We start from the raw sequence: 19,810 nt of genomic DNA, 5'->3' as shown, positions 1-19,810 counted from the left end.
TTTATTACAATAGCGTATACTACTACACAAAAAAGGGAATTGTCGAAAATCCAAAAACATTTTCGATAATCCCCTCCTCTTTTGAGGCTTTTTTAACTTACAACTTAGCTCTTTTTGATTACTTTAAAACTATCATTAATTCTTAATTATTTCACGTACGCATCTTTAAAGTTAAAGTTGACACCAGCAGAATTGTAAATAACGCCCTTAACCTTCGATTTAACCAAAGTCGCTTGTGATTGCTGATACAACGGTGCAACTCCTTGTTCTTTCATAAGAACTTCTGAAGCCTCTACCATATCACTCCAACGTTTCGCTGTTGAACCCGCATCCTTATCTTTTGAAGCAGAAATTAATGAATCATATTCAGAATTACTCCACTTACCATTGTTATATGAATTATCAGATGTGAATAAGTCTACGAAACTAATTGGATCTGAGAAATCAGCTCCCCATCCTGACAGAACTACATCAAACTGTCCATTTTGAGATTTACTTAAACGCGTCTTGAAAGGTACATTGTTCACAGATACCTTAATCCCTGACAATGTTTCTTCAAGTTGGCTCTGAATGTATGCAGAAACATCTTTTGCAGCATCTGTATCATCTGCTAATAAAGTAAACTGTACACTACTGGTTCCCAACTCTTTAAGCCCTTCTGCCCAAAGTTTCTTTGCCTCCGCTTTGTCACTCTTAACTCCGTCATAAGTTTTAGCATCCTGTGTAAAGTCTTTACCATTGTACGATGCAAGACCCTTCGAAACAATTCCAGGGGCAACTATAGAACCATCACCAAGAACCTTTTTGACTAATTGTTTACGATTGATTGCCAAAGAGATAGCTTGACGAATCTTCTTATTTTGGAAAACTTTTTGTGTTTGATTAAATTCAAGATAATTGATTCGGGCTCCACTGCGAGCCGTAAATTCTTTTGAACTTGACAATTGTTTTGCCTGCTCAGAACCTAAAAGCGTCTCATCAAGTTTTCCACTCTGATATAAATTATAACTAGTTGTCGTACTCTTATTAACCTTAAAATTAATTGCAGATAATTTTACATTTTTCTTATCCCAGTAGTCACTATTCTTCTTCAATGTCCAGCTAAGGTTGGAACCTGTCCAGCCGGTCATCTCGAATGGGCCACTATATACCATATACTTGGAAGCCGTTCCGTATTTACTACCATACTTGGTAACTATACTCTTATTTTGTGGGAAGAATGAAGGGAATCCCATCAAAAGTTTAAAATACGGTACTTTCTTTTCAAGTGTGACTACCAGCTTGTAGTTACCTTGTGCCTTTATTCCAAGTGTACTAACTGCCTTTTTACCTGCGACAATGTCATCTGCATTTTTGATACCACTAAATAAGTATGCATATTCTGAAGCCGTTTTCGGATTGACAGTCCTTTGCCATGAATAAACAAAGTCCTTGGCCGTCAATTTTTCACCATTACTCCACTTTGCATCTTTACGTAAAGTAAATGTATAGGTCATCCCATTATTAGAAATCTTGGTAGATTTCGCAATTCCCGGCTCAATCTTACTATTCTTGCCCAAACGATATAACCCTTCGTTTGTATTGTTCAACATATCAAAACTAATCGTATCTGTAGCTTTTGAGATATCCATTGATGGTAACTCAGATGCTTCACTCCAATTAATAACTTGTTTTGAACTAGAACTGGATGAACTACTTTTGCCACAAGCCACTAGAATCAGTGAACAGGCAGCAACTGCCATCCCCAAACTAAACTTTTTTTGTATCTTCATCAAAACATCCCCTTTTTTCATCAAAAACTCAACACGTTAACATGAAATTAATTCTAAGTTAAAATATAATTAAAAGCAATATTTTTATTTAATTTTGCATAATTCTGTTGACAAAAAAATGGCGCCCACCTTCCGCAGTGGACGCCTCACCGTATAATAGAATCTTAAGCTTATCAGTTAACTTAGAAAAAGTCAATAGCAAAAAGGGAACCTAAGTTCGTTTTTATTGCCTTTTTTCATAAAAAGACTAAAATAGAGTTGAAAATTAAAGAAAGGAAGTCTTAGTAATGAGTAACGAATTAACAAACAGAATCAACAATTGGATGGAACAAGACGATTTCTTCAGCAATTTAGGTCATTCGTTTTTTGAAGGAGCAAAATCTCTTAATCAGTCTCTCAAAACTGATATCAAAGAAACAAATGATGCATATAATGTCAAAGTTGATATCCCAGGAATAAGTAAAGACGACATTTCTTTATCTTATGATAGCGGAGTGCTTTCGATTAGTGCAAAAAGAGATTCTTTTGAAGATAAAAGTGATAAGGATGGAAACATCATTACCAGTGAACGCAGCTATGGCAGTTATTCTCGGCAGTATCGTCTTCCTAATATTATTAAAGATCAGATTTCTGCAAAGTATACTGCTGGAGTATTAGAAATCACACTTCCAAAATCAAAGACTGATTCCTCACCCGAAAATCAGATTAAAATTGACTAATTGCTTTAACGCATTTTACTAATTAATCCCATTTTTTAAGTGCTACCAGTTATGCTGTTGTTTATTTATTCACCGTCCTCTCATATTTAAGAATTCACAAGTCGTTCGTTCTAATAAAATAACATAAGAGACCAAACTAAGAACTACATTCTGCTTGGTCTCTTATGTTATTTTATTAATCTTATTCTTAGAATAGGGGCTGGGTCAAAATTTAAATTTTGATTCAGTTTCTCTATTTAGCATTCAATATATTGTTCGCAAAATAGTCAATAAGTATCTTACAAAATATATTATTATGTGATATAATCCAAATAAGCATACTATTATGTTTTAAACTACAATATAGTTCGTATTTTGCGAAGGAGAGTTCGATTTGAAAACAAATAGATATATTGTTGCTTTAGCAGGAATTATGTTACATCTGATGATTGGCTCAGTTTACGCCTGGAGCGTTTTTACAGGCCCCATCGCTAAACAGACCGGTTGGGCTGAATCTTCTGTTGCAGGAGCATTCAGCATCGCAATCTTTTTTCTAGGAATGTCCGCGGCCTTCATGGGTAGAGTCGTTGAAGCAGCTGGGCCTAGATTAACTGGTACAATTTCTAGTATCTTATATAGTCTTGGAATAATTTTGACAGGTTACTCAATTCACATCCACTCACTTGTTCTTTTATATATTGCATACGGAGTTATTGGTGGTTTAGGACTCGGATCCGGCTACGTTACACCAGTATCAACCATCATCAAGTGGTTCCCTGACAAACGCGGATTAGCAACGGGACTTGCAATCATGGGCTTTGGTTTTGCCGCGATGCTCACGGGTCCAGTTGCACAAAAACTAATATCCATAGTAGGACTCGAAAGAACGTTCTATATTCTTGGCATATTCTACTTTATTGTAATGATTATTTCTGCACAATTCATTCGCAAACCCAGTACTTCAAATAAAACCGTAAATCTTGAAAAAAAAGGCATTCGAATTACTACAGGTCCTGATTTGACCGCTAATCAGGCAGTTAAAACAAAATCATTTGCTCTTCTTTGGCTCATGTTCTTTATCAACATCACATGTGGAATTGGTCTTGTATCCGCAGCTTCACCAATGGCACAAGAAATGACTGGTATGTCAGCAGCTACGGCGGCCGTCATGGTTGGAATAATTGGACTGTTCAACGGATTTGGGCGCCTTATCTGGGCAACTCTTTCTGATTTTATTGGCCGGCCTGTCACTTTTAGTGCTATTTTCATCGTAAATGTTATAATGCTGTCTATCATCCTTACCTTCAGCACTCCATTAATATTTGTAATTGCATTATGCTTAGTGCTGTCATGCTATGGCGCTGGTTTCTCAGTAATTCCTGCCTATTTAGGGGATACCTTCGGTACAAAAGAACTTGGTGCTATCCATGGATATATTTTGACTGCTTGGGCTGCTGCCGGGATAGTTGGTCCTTTGCTCTTATCTTTCACGCACCAAGTTCTCCATAGTTATACAGTTACATTAATTGTTTTCATTATAATTGATATTCTTGCATTGATTTCATCATTTTGGATTCAACGAGGATTTATCAAACTGGGAAGATTAACAGATAAGTAACCATCTAAGGAAGACTTACGGAGCTTTGAGCAACTTCATGTTCCGTATTTTTTTGTAAAAAAATCTCTTTGGCTTTACTGCTTATTTTTATCTGCTAATATGTAGACATAGATTACTAAAAATTGACTATCTATCATAATTTTTACAAAGCGAGGTTATAAAAATATGTACTTATTTGCTATTGGTGTCCTCATAGGCATTTTTTTGCCACTACAGACAGCAATTAATTCGCGCCTGCGTGTCTCCGTAATTTCTCCTTTCATTGCTTCTACAATTTCTTTTAGCGTGGGTACCGTCTTCTTAGGAATTCTTGTGACTGCTACTCATGGCGTACTAATTCCGAGCGCCACACTCATATCAAACCAACCATTGTGGATTTGGTTAGGTGGAATTCTTGGAATTGTCTTCTTAACTGGTAACATTTTTCTTTTCCCACATATCGGCGGAGTCCAAACAGTTATCATGCCCATATTGGGTCAAATACTTTCAAGCATGTTAATTGATAATTTCGGATTATTTTATTCATCACAGCATCCGTTGACCTTGCTTCGCCTTTGTGGAGCAGTACTAGTTTTTGTGGGAGTAATTGCTGCTGTGGCACTCCCAAGTATCCTTCATAAAGATAAGCTTGTTGCAAAAACAGAGACAAGAGAGTCACCACTCCTATTATTTTTTTGGCGTCTTTTCGGAATTATCACGGGATCTCTTAGTGCTATCCAAACTGCAATTAATGGTCATTTAGGTGTTATACTTAGTTCATCGATTAATGCTGCTTTCTTTTCTTTTTTAATTGGAACAATCTTCTTATGGCTAATCGTTTTAATCAAAGATCGTAAGAACCTCAAAAATCTAAAGAATCCGCAAATTATCTGGTGGAATTGGACAGGTGGTTTGTTAGGTGCTATTTTCGTAACTGGCAATTCATTCTTAGTTCCACATCTTGGAACGGGGGTTGTAACTGTTATTGTGTTGATTGGAATGATTATTGGGAGCCTCTTGGTCGACCATTTTGGCTTGTTTCACTCACCAAAACATCCCGTTCAATTTACACAAATCAGCGGAATTATTATTATGATCATTGGTGTTGGTATTATCAAGTTATTGTAAAAATTTGCGTTGTTGATAGAAAGGATGACAAAATTGAAAATTGGATTTATCGGAACTGGTGTAATGGGTGCTGCAATCGCAGGACATTTAATAAAGGCAGGGCATGACTTAACTGTCTATAATCGTACAAAAAGTAAAACTGACAAATTAGTCGCAGCTGGTGCAACTTGGGCTGAAACCCCAACTAAAGTCGCAAAGGCAAGCGACATTGTCTTCACAATGGTAGGCTTTCCTACTGATGTTGAAGAAGTTTATTTTGGTAATAATGGTATCTTTAAAGGATTAAAAGCCGGAAGTATTACAGTTGATATGACAACAAGCCGTCCAAGTTTAGCAGTTAAAATTGCAGACTATGCAAGAGAGCATGGTTTTCATGCCGTTGACGCCCCTGTTTCTGGTGGTGATGTCGGTGCTCAAAATGCTGCATTAACTATAATGGCTGGCGGAGAAGAAGAAACATATAACAAGCTTCTCCCTCTCTTTGAAGTCATCAGTAAAGCAACCAATCTTTTTGGAGCTGCGGGATCTGGACAACACGCTAAGATGGCAAATCAGATTATGATTGCTGGAACAATGACAGGCTTAACAGAAATGCTTCTTTATGCCCAACATGCTGGATTAGATGAACAAAAAGTTCTTGAAACGCTTTCCGCTGGCGGTGCAAATAACTGGAGCATGAATAATTATGTTCCTCGCATCCTCAAAGATGACTTTACCCCTGGTTTCTTTGCTAGACATTTTCTCAAAGACTTACGTATTGCTTTAGAGGAAGCTGATAAAATGGGACTTGATTTAAAAGCAACAGCTGAGGCTAAACGACTCTACGAAGTGATGGTTGATGTTAAAGGCCTTGGAAATCAAGGAACTCAAGGATTAATCAATATTTATAAATAATAACTCAAGAGTGTTTCATAAGTCGGGGAAATTTGACTTATGAAACACTTTTATTCGTAATTTATCATCCGACTTATATAAATTAAATCTTGCACAATCTTGTTTTGAAATAAATTACTAACTTCAAAGATTCTTTTATTAAACTTACTAAAGGCCATTGACAATTTGAACATAAGTGAGCAAAATATATAAAAGAAGCCAGGTCAAAGTTTAACTTCTGACCCAACATCTAATGTGATAACGTCAGACAAGAAAATCACTCTCCTAATTAAATTTATGAAGCTAAACTAAACTTTCAACGCAGATATCATTTCCTAAACACGGCCTCAAAGGGTCCTCAATCTTAAATCATATTTGTGCGTAGAAAGTAAAGGAAGTCATTTTAAAATACGAACTCGAAGTCCCAGGGGTTATAGTCGACCTTAGCTTCACTTTCAGTGTAAAACAAAAAGTTCTGATATTAACTGATTTTCACCAATTAATACCAGAACTAATCTTAAGTTGTTTTTTTCTGTTAATTGTAAATATCTCTGTCTCAAAACTAAGTTTAACCTCAAGATCTAACTCGAGTTACAAATACAACCCTTCTCGAACCATATTTGTAATTGCTAATTAAAATACTCTAATGGTACAAATCAAAGCGTCCCTTAGCAAGTACTTCTTTGACACCACCAGTAGCAAATAATGACTTATCCATAATGGCTTTCTTAACGAATGATGCTGGATAGCCCTTGATTGCTGACTTACCAACCATCCCAAATGCATGGGTATTTCCAATAGAAGCAACTGAACCAAGCGATTTAAATGTAAATCCTTCGATGCTACTACCATTTAGTTGCGCAAGTAAATGCTTTGCAGCGTAATCACCCATTTTAAGAGCAACTTGCGCTGTTGTTGGATATGGGCGATTGTTTTCCTTATTCATAAATGCTGCAACATCACCAACAATATAAACATTATCAAAATCAGAGTCTGTCAAATTATCACTCACGATGACGCGTCCACGTCTTTGTGAGAACCCAGAAGCCTCCATTACTTGGCTGCCACTTACACCGGTGGTCCAAATAATTGTATTAGCAGAGAGCTCTTTGGTGGTACCAGTTTCTTTATCATCCTGATAGATAACTGTATTTGGTCTAATCTCTTTGATGGGTTTGCCGGTAAGAAACTTGATACCCCAATTCTTCAAACTAGAAATCCCGTAATCAGCCAAGTCTTCATCAAACATTGGTAAAAGGCGAGTAACAGCTTCAACACAATAGATTTCTAATTGAGTATCAGATACACCTGCAATCTTAGCTAAGGCTGCCCGAGATTCAATAAGAGCACCTAAGAGCTCGATTCCTGTAAAGCCAGCACCACAGACAACAATTTTTAAATCATCTGGATTTTGTGTCTTGTTGTAGTCTTGCATCTGTCCAACAATATGACGATATACTTTCTCTGCACTTTCAATATCCACCATTTCAAGTGCATTGTCTTCAACACCCGTAATTCCGAATGATTCAGAACGAAAGCCAAGAGAAACAATTGCATAATCGTAGTTAAGAACTTGACCATTGTCTAACGTAACCGTCTTTGCTTCACGATTGATAGTTTCAACTTTAGCTTGAACAAATGTCGTCACTGAAGGCTTGACAACATCAGATATTGTATAGGTAATCTTTTCCTTTAATTGCGTACCTGCTGCGACCTCATGTAAGTCTGTCGCCTCATAATGGTAATTATTGCGATCAACAAGAGTAATATGAAAATCACCCTTGCTTGCTTGTAACCGATGAAGGGCACGCAAACCGGCATATCCTGCACCTAAAATAACTATTTCCTTCATTTCTACATCTCCTTCTTCTTAATTATTAATGAACGGCATGTAAATCAAAAAAGTTAATGTTTGACTTACGGCTCCAATGGCAAGTATTTTGATAGCGCAGCTGAATGTTTCTTTTTTTACTTGTTTGTTCAAAAACAGCCTAACTTGCCTAATAATGACTGGCAATACAGCCAAGGATAAAAGCATTGTCCAAGGTGCAATTTTCAAAACAAATGCAGCCACCAGAGCAATTATAGCTACAAAGTTCATTATAACAAATAATTGTAATGAATGTCTCTTCCCAAGATAGTGAACTAGAGTGTATCTATTATTTTTTTCATCTTCTGCAAGGTCGCAGATATTATTAGCCAACATTAAGTTCGAAATCCACATCGTATTGGGTAGTGAAATCACCAAGATTGCGCCCACGTTTACTAAACTCCAAGAAAAATTCTGATATGAATTAATATACACACAAATTAGTGTAATCATAAATCCCATTGTAGGACCTGAAAAAACCTCTCCTAAAGGTAAGCTGGAAAGCGGTCGCGGACCAGAAGAATAAAAAACCCCAACAAAATAACAAATCCCCCCCATTATCAATAATGGCCAGCCTGTTATGTAGGCTAAAATAAAACCGATAATTGCCGATACAGCGATCATACTAATCATAATTCCAAATACAAGCCTCAATGATAGGTTCTCACGTCCAATAATATTTGTTTCTTTCTTGTAATCATGTGCTTCAGTCGCATTTAGATAATCATTGTAATTATCTAAAATATCAACAGCCATATTGAACAAAAACATTGCAATAAAAAACATGACTAGCAATCCAAGATTTAATGAACGATAATTGAACCAGCTAAAACATGTCCCTAATAAAAACGGTAAAATGCTTGCCGTTTTAGCCTTTATTTCGACTAATTCTAAAAATACTGGAACAGTCAATTAAATCACTCCTTTTCTTTATTATAGCTAAACTGCTGATTTTGGTTTAATATAGTGTAGAACATATTATGGTCATCGCTCATCGGAAAGGAATTCAATGTTAATATGCTAGATATATGGTCCCACTACCCAAATGTTGCTCAAAAACTCAATACTGTCAGTTCTTTAATCAATGAACACCTCAGCACTGATAACCCTGATGTGCAGCAGCTGCTTACTGCTGCAGCCCAAGAACAAGGGAAAATGCTGCGCCCAGGGCTTTTTCTTCTTTTTTCAGAACTTGGAGATAAACATGAACAAAATGAAGAACAATTACTTAAAATTGCTGCGTCCTTAGAAATATTACATAAAGCCACACTTATTCATGATGATATCATCGATGACTCTCCCCTTAGACACGGTGTAGTTACCATTCAGTCTAACTTTGGGAAAGATGTCGCTGTTTATGCAGGTGACTTATTATTTACCGCATTTTTTGAAATACTGATTGATACCATGAATGGTACATCTATGATGAAAGATAATGCAGCAGCAATGAAAAAACTCTTGTTTGGTGAACTCAGTCAAATGCATGCTCGTTTTAATCAAACACAAACAATTGAAAATTATGTTGAAAACATCAAAGGAAAAACAGCAGAATTGTTTCGCCTAGCATGCCTTGAAGGAGCATACTTTGGCAAGAGTTCCTCTGAAATAACTCCGGCAGCAGCCTCAATTGGTGAAAACATTGGAATTGCCTTTCAAATTTATGATGATATCTTAGATTATACTTCTTCAAGCAAGATCTTGAAAAAACCTGTGTTAGAAGACTTAGCTCAGGGAGTCTACACCTCACCACTACTCTTTGCGCTTGCAAAAGATCCACAAGCCTTTGCACCTCTTTTAGATAAAAAACAAAATATCACTGTTGCTGAAATTAAAACTGTGAGCAATCTGGTTCATAAACTTGGAGGTGTCAAAGATGCAATTTCTTTCGCCCAGAGCTACACGGAAAAAGCATTAGAAGAAATCAATAAATTACCACAAAATGAGATCACACACAGCATCAAAAAGCTAACACACAGCCTCTTAAACCGTAAGTTTTAAAAGCATATGCACCATAAGCCTAGAATGTTTGAATTTAGCTGGAGATTTTTGACTTATAAAATGCGTTTACTCGTAATAAATAGAGGAGCTGGTCCAAAATTTAGGTCAGCCCTCTTTTCTCGTATTCAGCCAATCCTTATAGGACACATTTTTTTGGTGGAGATACAGCCTACATTCTAATTCAAGGAAAAATTCTGGCCTAGCAATTATCTATTCAACCACATAATCACCATGGTCAATTGCTAAGAGTCTTCTGTAATGCTCATTGGAAGCCGCGAGTTTATCAGGGGAACCTTCAATTTTAAGTTCACCATCTTCAATAAAAACAACTTTATCCATCAGCGATAAACCCTGCAAATGATGTGTAATCCAAATTATCGTTTTCCCTGTTAGTTGCTGCATGAATGTTTCTATCAAATCCTGTTCAGTTAGGGGATCAAGACTAACCGTTGGCTCATCCAGTATCACTATTGGAGTATTTTTCAATAGTATTCTAGCCAATGCTAACCTGTGGCGCTCTCCCCCTGAAAATCGAAGACCTGCTTCATCAACCACCGTTTCAAGGCCCTCAGGGAGACTTGTTACAAGGCTTTTCAACCCTACACGTTCTAATACCTTCCAAAGGCTAGCAGTTGTTGCATCTTCATTCCCAACTCTGAGATTATTGCTGATTGTCGTATTGAAGAGATATGGAGCCTGATGAATAACACCAACATAATCACTAATAGATTCACCAAGTTCCTGCACATCAATTCCATTCAATTTCAGACTGCCTGCACTTGGCTGTAGGTCTCCACGTAATAGTTCAGCTAAGGTTGTCTTTCCTGATCCGCTTCGACCCAAAATTGCCAATTTTTGACCGCTATTAATATTCAAACTCAGATTATTCAAGACTCGTTTAGCATCAGCTGGATAATGAAAACTAAGATTATCTATGGTAATTACAAAGGGCGCTTCCAATTGCCCAACTTTTTTGTTTGTCTTTTTAACATCAGCGTCAGCGGATAATTCATTTAGCCGTTTTAAGGAATCTTGATAAATATTCGTTTCTTGTGCGGCATCACCTAATGGAGCAAAGGCATCAATTAATGGGAACACCACTAGGACAAACGCTGCAATCCAATTAGCTGCACCACCATGATTTCCGGGAAATTGAATTCCTGCCCAAAGTAATAAAGCAATCGCCATCACTCCAAACATCAATTGAACTCCCATGTTACGATAATGATTACTTGTTTTGATTTTGTGTGTCACCTGGTGAAGTTTGTCTTCAATCTTCTTGTGAAAATCTAAATATTCTTGTCCACGCTGACTGAATATCCAATCGGAAACACCCAAAATATTATCTGTAAGTTCTGTGTAAAGCTCATTTTTTAACATTTTTTGCTTTTCTTGCCGTGCGCCGTTAACAAGAATTGCCATGAGTGGGAACAAAACAACTTGTACAAAAAGCAATAATAGCATTATCAATGCAAACCAGACCGAAAAGAAACCAAGAGCTATTATAGTAAACACATAAAGTATCCAAGCTATTACTGTTGGAAAAACTGTTCTTAGATACAAATTTTGAATGTGGTCGATGTCCTCTGACAACAGACCTAAAATATCTCCAGTTTGATATTTATTTTTAAAGAAAACAGCATCCTTTTCCAATACCTTATATAACTTTAAGCGCAGTTCCGAAGTTAACTTCAGGACCCAATTATGACTTGTCAGGCGCTCTAAATATCTAAAAAGTGGACGACCTATTCCAAAGGCTCTTGTTAGTACGATTGGAACATATACTAAGAGGATATTCTCAGGATGTGCAGCAGACTTACTAATTAAATAACCCGAGTTAAACATAAGTGCCCCTCCACAAAAGAAGGTCATGAAGCCTAACACTAGTGCAAAGAAGAGTGACTTACGGTATTTACTCAAAAATGGCCTAATCCAAGTATCTTTCTTGAATAATTCAAATATTTTCATCCTATATTCTCCTCAAAGACTGCGTTAATTCTGCAAAAGCTCCATTACTTTGGCGTAATTCATCCAGCGTTCCAGCCTCAACTACTTGCCCCTTGTCCAGCACCAAAATCAAATCCATCTCTCTCATCCAGTGCAGCCTGTGAGTGGCAAAGAACACCAAGTGATTCTCCATCAAAGGCAGCATTCTTTCTTTTAACTCTACTTCAGTTTCAATATCCAAATGGGCAGTTGGTTCATCGAACAAAAGGACTCTTCGCTGCTTATCCAAGAAGGCCCGCGCTAATGCTATTCGTTGCGCTTGCCCTCCACTAAGAGCTCGTGCACCCTCACCGATTTGAGTATCTAATCCATTTGATAATTCAGAAACCAGTTTATCTAACCCCACAACTTCTACAGCCTGCCTAATCTGTTCCATTGTTGAATCGGGTTGATAGAAGACAATATTGTCCCGCAGTGTTCCCTTGAATATATAAGGATTTTGTGGAATATACGTCAGTTGTTTCTGCCAATCTTTTTGGGCAAAAGAACTAGTTTTTTCATTGTTGAATCTAATAGTCGCTTCATTCGGATTCAAAAAGCCACTTAGAATATTAATTAACGTCGATTTGCCCGAACCGCTCAATCCAATAATCCCGACTTTTTTATATCCAGAAACTGCCAAATTAATCCTTTTTAATGCTGGTTTATTTTCTGTGTAAGAAAAATTTAGATTACTAAGTTCCAGCTGTGAAGAATTACTCCATTTAGTGACAGGAACTGGTAAAATAGGAGGCTCTGATACATCCAAAATCTTGTTTATTGCATTCAATGCATTCTTGCCATTCAGCGTTGCATGGTAATCACTCGAAAAATCTCTAATCGGCAGAAAATACTCCGGACTAAGAATCAAAATCGTCAACGCTGGATAAAGAATCATATGATTATCAATCAAACGCAATCCTAAGAAAACAGCAACAACAGCTATTGATAAGGTTGTAAAAAAATCCAATGCAAATGTTGAAAGAATTGCAATCTTAAGTGTATTAAGTGTCGCCTTACGGAATTTTTCACTTGTCTTAAAAATACTGTTTGCATAATTCTTGCTAAGCCCGAAATACTTTAAAGTGTCGATACCTCTAAGGGAATCAACAAAGTGATTGGACAGCATCTGATATGAAGCATACTGCCTGTCTGCCCTTGATTGTGCAGCATAGCCCAAGACAATCATGAAAATAATAATGACAGGAAAAATGCCTAATAAGAACGCGGCCGACTCCCAATCAAAATAAAAAATTGCCACTAAAACAACCCACGGAACAATCATTAACGTCGTAACCTTAGCAAGAATCAGATGTAAATAATCTTCAACCTGATCAATTCCTTCAAGCGCCATTGTTGTGGTATTACCAGTTCCATTACTTTGAATAACAATTGGACCAAGATGAAAAACTTTATTCAATAACTTCCCTCGGATTTTACCAGCCTGCTCAGCAGCATAGTCATCCAATAGCCCTTCACGATAGAAATTGACTAGATGTCTGATTGCAAAGCATAAGAAAAAAAGTAAGATCCACTTAACTTGGTTACCTATCTCATTTCCACTCCACAGCCCAACTATTGCTGTCGACAAAAAGCAAGCTTGTCCAACAATTGCGACAGCTTGCATCAGAGCCAATCCGGTCAGGATTACTAACACTTTTTTTATCCCTGGCAACATCATCAGCTTTTTATCAATCATTATTTCGTCTCCATGACAGGTGCATGTTTTACTCTTCTTCTAAAAATATAATAAGTCCATGCAAAATATGCCAAGACTAAAGGTAAGAAAGTAATCGCTACATATGACATAATCTTCAATGTATATGGGCTAGAAGAAGAATTCGTAATCAATAAGTCATATTTAGAGTTGATTGAACTAATCATTACTCTTGGGAACATCCCCGTAAAGATCAGTGCAACTAATGCTACAAAGGTCGCACCGCTTGCAACAAAAGTTGTTATCTCGGCATCCTTCATGACTGCAATATTGGCAACTATCGTCAAGACAACAATCAAGATAAGTAATCCCAAAGTAGTTGCAAAATGTAATTCAAAAAAGTCCGTATTAAAATACATCAAAACAGCAAATGCAACCAAGCCAAGATACAAGACGCCATATAAGAACTTGGCATAATTTTTTGCACGATTACGAATAGGTCCAGTCGTCTTAAGAGCAATATAGTTCAATCCATGCAAGTAACTAAGCAAGACGACTGCAATCCCACCAACAAGCGAGAATAAATTAATATAGTCACCAAAGGTCGCAGACATATCACCATGCGCATCAATCGGCATTCCCTTAATCATGCTAATAAACATCACACCAAAGAAAAATGGAACAATCAGACTACCAATTGAGAGTGTCCAATTCCAAAACTGTTTTTGCTTAGCTGGAACATTCTTTCTAAATTCAAATGATACCCCACGAATAATAAGTCCAGTCAATATCATTAATAGTATCAAATAGTAACCACTAAATAATGTCGCATACCAGAAGGGATATGAGGCAAACAATGCCCCTCCAGCTGTAATTAACCATACTTCGTTCCCATCCCAAACAGGCCCAATTGTTGCAACAATTTGATCCTTCTCATTCTCATTATGTGTTAGAGATTGAACTGCCATCCCTACTCCAAAGTCGAAACCTTCGAGAAAAAAGAAGCCTGAGAATAAAACTGCGATTAAAATAAACCATAATAGTTGTAATCCACTCATTATTCAAATGCCTCCTTATCAAATGGATCAATCCGAGCAGCTCTTTTTTCTTGCTCATCGAGTTTCTCTTCATAATCTGGTCCCTTTCTAAGTTCACGAACAACTAATGAAATCATCGTTACCCCAATACCTGTGAACAAGAGAAAATAGACAATATTAGATATCAATAACGATGCAACTGAAACATTTGGTGAGATACTTTGTTTAATCGTGAATAAGCCGTAAACTGTCCATGGATAACGACCTAATTCCGTTACTAACCAACCAGTAGTATTAGCTAGGAATGGCGTGAAAGTACATAATCCTAAAATCCACAGCATCCATTTTTGTCGATATAAAAGCTGATTTTTCTTTCTCGTAAAGAACAGTCCCAGCAAGGAAACAAGTAGCATCAACGTCCCAAAGCCAGCCATTATTCTAAAACTCCAAAATAGTGTGTTAACTGGTGGATAATAGTTGCGGTTCCCATATTCCTTAACCAGCTGTTTGTTTATGGCATTCATTCCCTTAACAGAACCTGATGGCTCGTCGTATGCCAAAATACTTAATACATAAGGAACTTCAACGCCCCAAACACGTTTATGACCATTCTCATTTGCCCAAGCAACAAGTGTCCATGAAGCCGGATCACCTGAGTTCTTATATAAACCTTCAGTAGCTGCAAACTTCATTGGCTGCTCTTTTACTAGCTCCTTCATCTGCAGATCGCCTGCTGTTAAAACCGCGATTGATCCAAATAAGGCTACTAATAACCCGATATGCAATGATTGCTTGTAAAAATCAGGATTCTCAATTTTTTTCTTAAGCAATTGAAACGCTGATAATCCTGTAATAATTATCCCACCAGTTACGACTGCGGCAGCAATGACATGTCCAAATTCATACCATAATTGCGGATTCTTTAGAAGTGCACTGAAACTTGTCATTACAGCATGCCCATCTTTGATTGTATAACCCACAGGATGCTGCATAAAGCTATTGGCCGCCAAAATCCACAACGCCGACAGCGAAGAAGCTAAGGTTACAATCCACATAAAAGTAACGTGTAATTTAGGACTGACCATCTTCCAAGTGAAAATCCATAGTCCCAAAAACGTTGATTCCATGAAAAAAGCAAGCAATGCTTCCACTGCCAATGGTGCTCCAAAAATATCGCCGACAAACCGCGAATAAGCTGACCAGTTCATCCCAAATTGGAACTCTTGAATAATACCCGTCACAACTCCAACAGCGAAGCTTAATAGAAAAATATTACCCCAGAATTTCGTCATTTTAAGATATTTATCTTTTTTTGTAATAACATACATTGTTTCCATAATTGCAACTACCAATCCTGTTCCAATCGAAAACGGAACAAAAAAGTAATGATAAATCGTTGTCATCGCAAACTGAAATCGTCCAAGTTCAACAATACTCATACGAAACCCCTCCCTTTTGTTTTTTTAAGAACGTCAGTATTTCTCACACACCGTAAATTTATGTAAGAACATCAAACACATTCACTTAAAAATATACTACTATAATAAGTAAAATCAATTATTAGGCTACAAAACATTGTGAAAAACCTATTTTTTTATTCAATTTTAATATTACTTTCTATTTATCTAATATTCTCAATTATTCTTGTTTTAATTGCACTTAATTTGTACTAGTATTCTCTTACTGAAATATGCTTTTTTCTTTATTATTACAGCGATTTATAGTAATTTTGAGGAAGACAAATGGAGTACCGCTTTTTTATGAATAACTTTAAGCAGTCAGCACAAATTAGTTTGAGAATGTGCCTGAAGAAATAATACGTGGAACCATTTTTTGAGAAACTTTGTAAATAAACCTGGGAAGATTTCATATTAGGGGATGTAAATTATGAAGATATTAATTTGTGTAGAAAATCTAGTAATGGATGGACTTAAAAGAGTTGCAACAGTCATTGGCAATGAGCTTTCAAAAAAAATGGAAGTAACTTATTATTCTCTTTCAGATAACACTGCCTTCTTCAAGCTCACCGCGCCGCTCATTACATCAAAGTCTCCTGTAAATTCTGGAAAAAGCTTCAGAGGCAAGGAACCGTTTATTAACTATCGGGACCAAATAGTGGATTTGATTAAAGTATTGGAGGTTGGCGAATATGATGCAGTCATCTTAACTGCGGGTCTACTAACCAGCTTTATTCCAAAAATTAAAAAACAACTTCCCGATATCCATTGCATTGCTTGGATGCATAACAGCTATGAGACTTATATGAACAATTATTATCAATTCATGAAAACAGAATTCGTAGCTGGCTTGGCTGCAGCCGATAGATTAGTGGTTTTGACAGAACACGATCTGCAAGGCTTTTCGGAAAAACAGACGAAAACCTTAGTATTATATAATCCGCTCACCATTGATGTTACCAAATTATCCACATTAAATAATCCTATCATTAGCGCTGTATCTAGAATTGATACACCACAAAAAGGGTTAGATTTATTGCTCAGTACAGCTGAGCAACTACAAGATGGCTGGATTATCAAGTTAGCTGGTGATGGTCCTGACTATAATAATCTGCAAAATGAAATTAAGCGCCTAAAACTAGAAGATAAATTACAACTTTTGGGAACACTCTCAGATCAACAATTACAAGAACACTATCAAGCCTCTTCAATCTTTCTCATGACCTCACGTTGGGAAGGAATGCCGTTAGTAATCGGTGAAGCCATGAATTTCGGTTTGCCCGTTATTTCCATGAATAACACAGGTGCCTATGAATATTTACTAGACAATCAGTTTGGTATTATTACTGCTGACCATGATGTTGCAGACTTAGTTAAGCAGCTCAAACAGCTTACACAAAATAAAAAAACACGTGAGTATTGGGCAAAAAAATCTCGGGAAAGATCGCAAAGTTTTGTACTTCAAAATATTGTTGAAGAATGGCGGGTGATGTTGGAAGAAATCTGAATATTAAAAATTTAAGAACAGAGTTTCTTTCATCTACATTCGCATTACTTATAGTAAGGAATCACTATGTTATTTCAAGTTGGTAATTAAACTTTATCAACTTTTATGTGTCTCTTTTTATGGTTATATCAAAACAGCTATCTCAGAAAAAGTATCATTTTTTCTGAGATAGCTGTTTTATTGGAAACTTATATAATCCAGTTTACTCAACCGTTACACTCTTAGCCAAGTTACGAGGCTTATCAACATCATACCCACGCTGCAGGCTCGTGTAATAAGCCAATAACTGACAAGGTATAATTGCTAGTAGTGGCGTTAATAGTGAATGCACATCTGGCAAGATAACCTGATCACCATCTTCTGCCAAATTACGACTTACGATATTTATCACATTTGCGCCACGAGCCAAAACTTCTTGTGTATTGCTCCTAGTATGCTTTGCAGTTTTTGCTCCAGTAATAATTGCAATTACAGGAGTTCCTTCTTCAATTAATGCAATTGTTCCATGTTTCAATTCACCTGAAGCAAATCCTTCAGTTTGTACATAAGATACTTCTTTTAACTTCAATGCAGCTTCTTGTGCAACATCATAGTCAATTGCTCTGCCAATATAAAAAGCATTGCGTGTCGTTGCAAGAACATTTGCCGCAATCTGTTCATACTGGCTCTTTTCATCAACTAATTCTTGCATCCCGTTAGCAACCGTTGTAAGTTCATGTGCAACATCAAATGAAGTTGCAGCTGAAATGCCTTTCTCTTCACCAATTTTCTTCGCAAGAATTGCCTCAAGTGCAATCTGTCCAGTATATGCTTTAGTTGAAGCCACAGCTATTTCAGGACCAGCATACAATAATAATGTAAATGTTGCCTCCCGTGATAACGTCGAATTCTCAACATTTGTAATCGTTAAACTCTCATATCCCCACTTATTGACTTGTGCTAAAACTTGACGACTATCGGCAGTTTCTCCGCTTTGAGTCAAAAAGACAAAGAATGGTTTTTTGGACAACAATGGTGGATTATAACCAAATTCTGATGCTACATGAACTTCTGTTGGGGTCTTCGTTAATCCCTCAAAGAGTTCTTTACCAACAAGCCCTGCGTGATAACTCGTTCCAGCCGCTACGATATATAAACGATCTGCTTTTTTGATACTATCCAAAAGCGTGTCATCAATTGTAACTGACCCATCATCTGCAATATAATGCTTAATCAATGAACGCATTACAGTAGGCTGCTCATCAATTTCTTTCAACATATAATAAGGATATGCACCCTTTTCAACTTCAGAAGCATCTGTATCAACATGAAATGGCTTACGATCAATAACATTTCCCTGTGGATCTTCAATTGTTACACTTTGTGGTTTGACAATCACGATCTCACCATCAACGAGTTCAATAAAGTCATGTGTTTGATCAAGCATTGCAATTGCATCACTACATACCACATTAAAGCCATTACCTACCCCAATCAGAAGGGGGCTCTTGTTCTTTGCAACATACAGGGTTTCAGGTTCTTGGTTATCCATCAACAAGAATGAATATGAAGAACTTTCATCTACCAGTGAGATAACCTTTTTAAAAGCCTCTTTGGTTGCAAGATTTTCTTCTTTCGCAAATTTCGCAATCAACTGTACAATTACTTCGGTATCCGTGTCACTAGCAAATTTAACGTCTTGCAGATAAGTTGTTTTTAATTCTGCAAAGTTGCCAATCACACCATTATGTACCAAAAAGAAACGTCCATCTGCTGAAACATGTGGATGTGCATTCTCTTTGCTTGGTACTCCATGCGTTGCCCATCTCGTATGACCGATTCCACTTGTACCATGAACATCGGCCCCAATTTCTTCACGTAAGTCGTCAATCCGTCCTTTTTCCTTAACAAGATACTCTTTACCATCTTGCGAGTTCACATATATACCTGCAGAGTCATACCCTCGATACTCCAGACGTTGTAATCCATTCAACAAAATATCAACTGCATTTTTATTACCAGTAATACCTACTATTCCACACATACCAAAACCAGCCTTCCTAACCATTTTCTAATTAATTATTAATTTTCATTAAATTGGTCTATATCAAAATGTGATAATCTTAGCTTCAATACATCTAATATAGTACCTATTAATATGGTTGTCAAACTATAATTCAAATATTGGTATATAAAAACATATGACAAAAAATAAGGATATACCAAAAAGGCATACAGCTTCGTATAGTCT

The 19,810-nt window shown here is 36.8% G+C and carries 14 protein-coding genes; 6 read left to right on the top strand and 8 right to left on the bottom strand.

Annotated elements, in window-relative coordinates; all coding sequences use genetic code 11:
* Positions 1–146: 146 nt before the first annotated feature.
* A complete protein-coding gene (locus ABF682_RS01115) occupies positions 147–1,772 on the bottom strand; it encodes a peptide ABC transporter substrate-binding protein (protein ID WP_415618735.1) in 1,626 nt (541 codons plus the stop codon).
* A gap of 287 nt (positions 1,773–2,059) precedes the next feature.
* On the opposite strand from ABF682_RS01115, the gene ABF682_RS01110 reads away from it, so the two are divergent.
* The 4 genes from ABF682_RS01110 to ABF682_RS01095 all read left to right on the top strand — a co-directional run bounded on the left by ABF682_RS01110 (position 2,060) and on the right by ABF682_RS01095 (position 6,089).
* On the top strand, positions 2,060–2,491 hold the full coding sequence (locus ABF682_RS01110) for an Hsp20/alpha crystallin family protein (RefSeq protein WP_289978679.1): 432 nt from the start codon (positions 2,060–2,062) through the stop codon (positions 2,489–2,491).
* Between the two features lie 373 nt (positions 2,492–2,864).
* Positions 2,865–4,088 carry an OFA family MFS transporter gene (locus ABF682_RS01105; RefSeq protein ID WP_289978681.1) on the top strand — a complete coding sequence of 408 codons (1,224 nt, stop codon included), beginning with the start codon at positions 2,865–2,867 and terminating at the stop codon, positions 4,086–4,088.
* Between the two features lie 165 nt (positions 4,089–4,253).
* The gene (locus ABF682_RS01100; protein WP_289978683.1) at positions 4,254–5,195 is read left to right on the top strand and encodes a DMT family transporter; all 942 of its coding nucleotides are present in this window, start codon (positions 4,254–4,256) and stop codon (positions 5,193–5,195) included.
* Positions 5,196–5,219: 24 nt separating this feature from the next.
* Positions 5,220–6,089 carry an NAD(P)-dependent oxidoreductase gene (locus ABF682_RS01095; RefSeq protein WP_415618734.1) on the top strand — a complete coding sequence of 290 codons (870 nt, stop codon included), beginning with the start codon at positions 5,220–5,222 and terminating at the stop codon, positions 6,087–6,089.
* Positions 6,090–6,711: 622 nt separating this feature from the next.
* Here ABF682_RS01095 and ABF682_RS01090 read toward each other — a convergent pair.
* Together ABF682_RS01090 and ABF682_RS01085 are read right to left on the bottom strand one after the other, a co-directional pair.
* Positions 6,712–7,920 carry an NAD(P)/FAD-dependent oxidoreductase gene (locus tag ABF682_RS01090; RefSeq protein WP_415618733.1) on the bottom strand — a complete coding sequence of 403 codons (1,209 nt, stop codon included), beginning with the start codon at positions 7,918–7,920 and terminating at the stop codon, positions 6,712–6,714.
* A gap of 18 nt (positions 7,921–7,938) precedes the next feature.
* Positions 7,939–8,850, bottom strand: a complete 912-nt coding sequence (locus ABF682_RS01085; RefSeq protein WP_289978686.1) for a prenyltransferase — start codon at positions 8,848–8,850, stop codon at positions 7,939–7,941.
* 105 nt (positions 8,851–8,955) lie between these two features.
* Here ABF682_RS01085 and ABF682_RS01080 point away from each other — a divergent pair, with 105 nt between their 5' ends.
* Entirely contained in the window at positions 8,956–9,936 is a 981-nt protein-coding gene (locus ABF682_RS01080) for a polyprenyl synthetase family protein (protein WP_415618732.1), read from the top strand.
* A 210-nt stretch (positions 9,937–10,146) separates the two neighbouring features.
* Here the strand turns inward: ABF682_RS01080 and cydC are convergent, their stop codons facing one another.
* Genes cydC through ABF682_RS01060 form a run of 4 tightly spaced genes read right to left on the bottom strand, consistent with a single transcriptional unit; the run spans position 10,147 to position 16,055 of the window.
* Positions 10,147–11,904, bottom strand: a complete 1,758-nt coding sequence (gene cydC, locus ABF682_RS01075; protein ID WP_415618731.1) for a thiol reductant ABC exporter subunit CydC — start codon at positions 11,902–11,904, stop codon at positions 10,147–10,149.
* 1 nt (position 11,905) lies between these two features.
* Positions 11,906–13,621, bottom strand: coding sequence for a thiol reductant ABC exporter subunit CydD (cydD, locus tag ABF682_RS01070; RefSeq protein WP_415618730.1), 1,716 nt, complete (start codon positions 13,619–13,621; stop codon positions 11,906–11,908).
* Complete coding sequence (cydB, locus tag ABF682_RS01065; RefSeq protein ID WP_289978696.1) at positions 13,621–14,637, bottom strand: cytochrome d ubiquinol oxidase subunit II; 1,017 nt, start codon at positions 14,635–14,637, stop codon at positions 13,621–13,623. Before cydB ends, cydD begins: the two co-directional genes overlap by 1 nt.
* Entirely contained in the window at positions 14,637–16,055 is a 1,419-nt protein-coding gene (locus tag ABF682_RS01060) for a cytochrome ubiquinol oxidase subunit I (RefSeq protein WP_289978698.1), read from the bottom strand. The genes cydB and ABF682_RS01060 overlap by 1 nt, the downstream gene beginning before the upstream one ends.
* Positions 16,056–16,503: 448 nt before the next feature.
* Here ABF682_RS01060 and ABF682_RS01055 point away from each other — a divergent pair, with 448 nt between their 5' ends.
* Complete coding sequence (locus ABF682_RS01055) at positions 16,504–17,580, top strand: glycosyltransferase (protein WP_415618729.1); 1,077 nt, start codon at positions 16,504–16,506, stop codon at positions 17,578–17,580.
* Between the two features lie 202 nt (positions 17,581–17,782).
* Here the strand turns inward: ABF682_RS01055 and glmS are convergent, their stop codons facing one another.
* Complete coding sequence (gene glmS, locus ABF682_RS01050; protein ID WP_415618728.1) at positions 17,783–19,603, bottom strand: glutamine--fructose-6-phosphate transaminase (isomerizing); 1,821 nt, start codon at positions 19,601–19,603, stop codon at positions 17,783–17,785.
* Between the last annotated feature and the right edge of the window lie 207 nt (positions 19,604–19,810).

Origin of the sequence: Liquorilactobacillus sp., assembly GCF_047719775.1 — a bacterium.
GTDB lineage: Bacteria > Bacillota > Bacilli > Lactobacillales > Lactobacillaceae > Liquorilactobacillus.
This window is presented reverse-complemented; position numbering and strand designations above follow the sequence as displayed.

What these genes read in the sequence shown, in the direction of transcription:
- ABF682_RS01080 (WP_415618732.1), top strand. Translation starts at nt 8,956, where the DNA reads ATGCTAGATATATGGTCCCACTACCCAAATGTTGCTCAAAAACTCAAT.
- ABF682_RS01090 (WP_415618733.1), bottom strand. Translation starts at nt 7,920, where the DNA reads ATGAAGGAAATAGTTATTTTAGGTGCAGGATATGCCGGTTTGCGTGCC.
- ABF682_RS01100 (WP_289978683.1), top strand. Translation starts at nt 4,254, where the DNA reads ATGTACTTATTTGCTATTGGTGTCCTCATAGGCATTTTTTTGCCACTA.
- glmS (WP_415618728.1), bottom strand. Translation starts at nt 19,603, where the DNA reads ATGTGTGGAATAGTAGGTATTACTGGTAATAAAAATGCAGTTGATATT.
- cydB (WP_289978696.1), bottom strand. Translation starts at nt 14,637, where the DNA reads ATGAGTGGATTACAACTATTATGGTTTATTTTAATCGCAGTTTTATTC.
- ABF682_RS01060 (WP_289978698.1), bottom strand. Translation starts at nt 16,055, where the DNA reads ATGAGTATTGTTGAACTTGGACGATTTCAGTTTGCGATGACAACGATT.
- ABF682_RS01055 (WP_415618729.1), top strand. Translation starts at nt 16,504, where the DNA reads ATGAAGATATTAATTTGTGTAGAAAATCTAGTAATGGATGGACTTAAA.
- ABF682_RS01095 (WP_415618734.1), top strand. Translation starts at nt 5,220, where the DNA reads ATGACAAAATTGAAAATTGGATTTATCGGAACTGGTGTAATGGGTGCT.
- ABF682_RS01115 (WP_415618735.1), bottom strand. Translation starts at nt 1,772, where the DNA reads ATGAAGATACAAAAAAAGTTTAGTTTGGGGATGGCAGTTGCTGCCTGT.
- cydC (WP_415618731.1), bottom strand. Translation starts at nt 11,904, where the DNA reads ATGAAAATATTTGAATTATTCAAGAAAGATACTTGGATTAGGCCATTT.
- ABF682_RS01110 (WP_289978679.1), top strand. Translation starts at nt 2,060, where the DNA reads ATGAGTAACGAATTAACAAACAGAATCAACAATTGGATGGAACAAGAC.
- cydD (WP_415618730.1), bottom strand. Translation starts at nt 13,621, where the DNA reads ATGATTGATAAAAAGCTGATGATGTTGCCAGGGATAAAAAAAGTGTTA.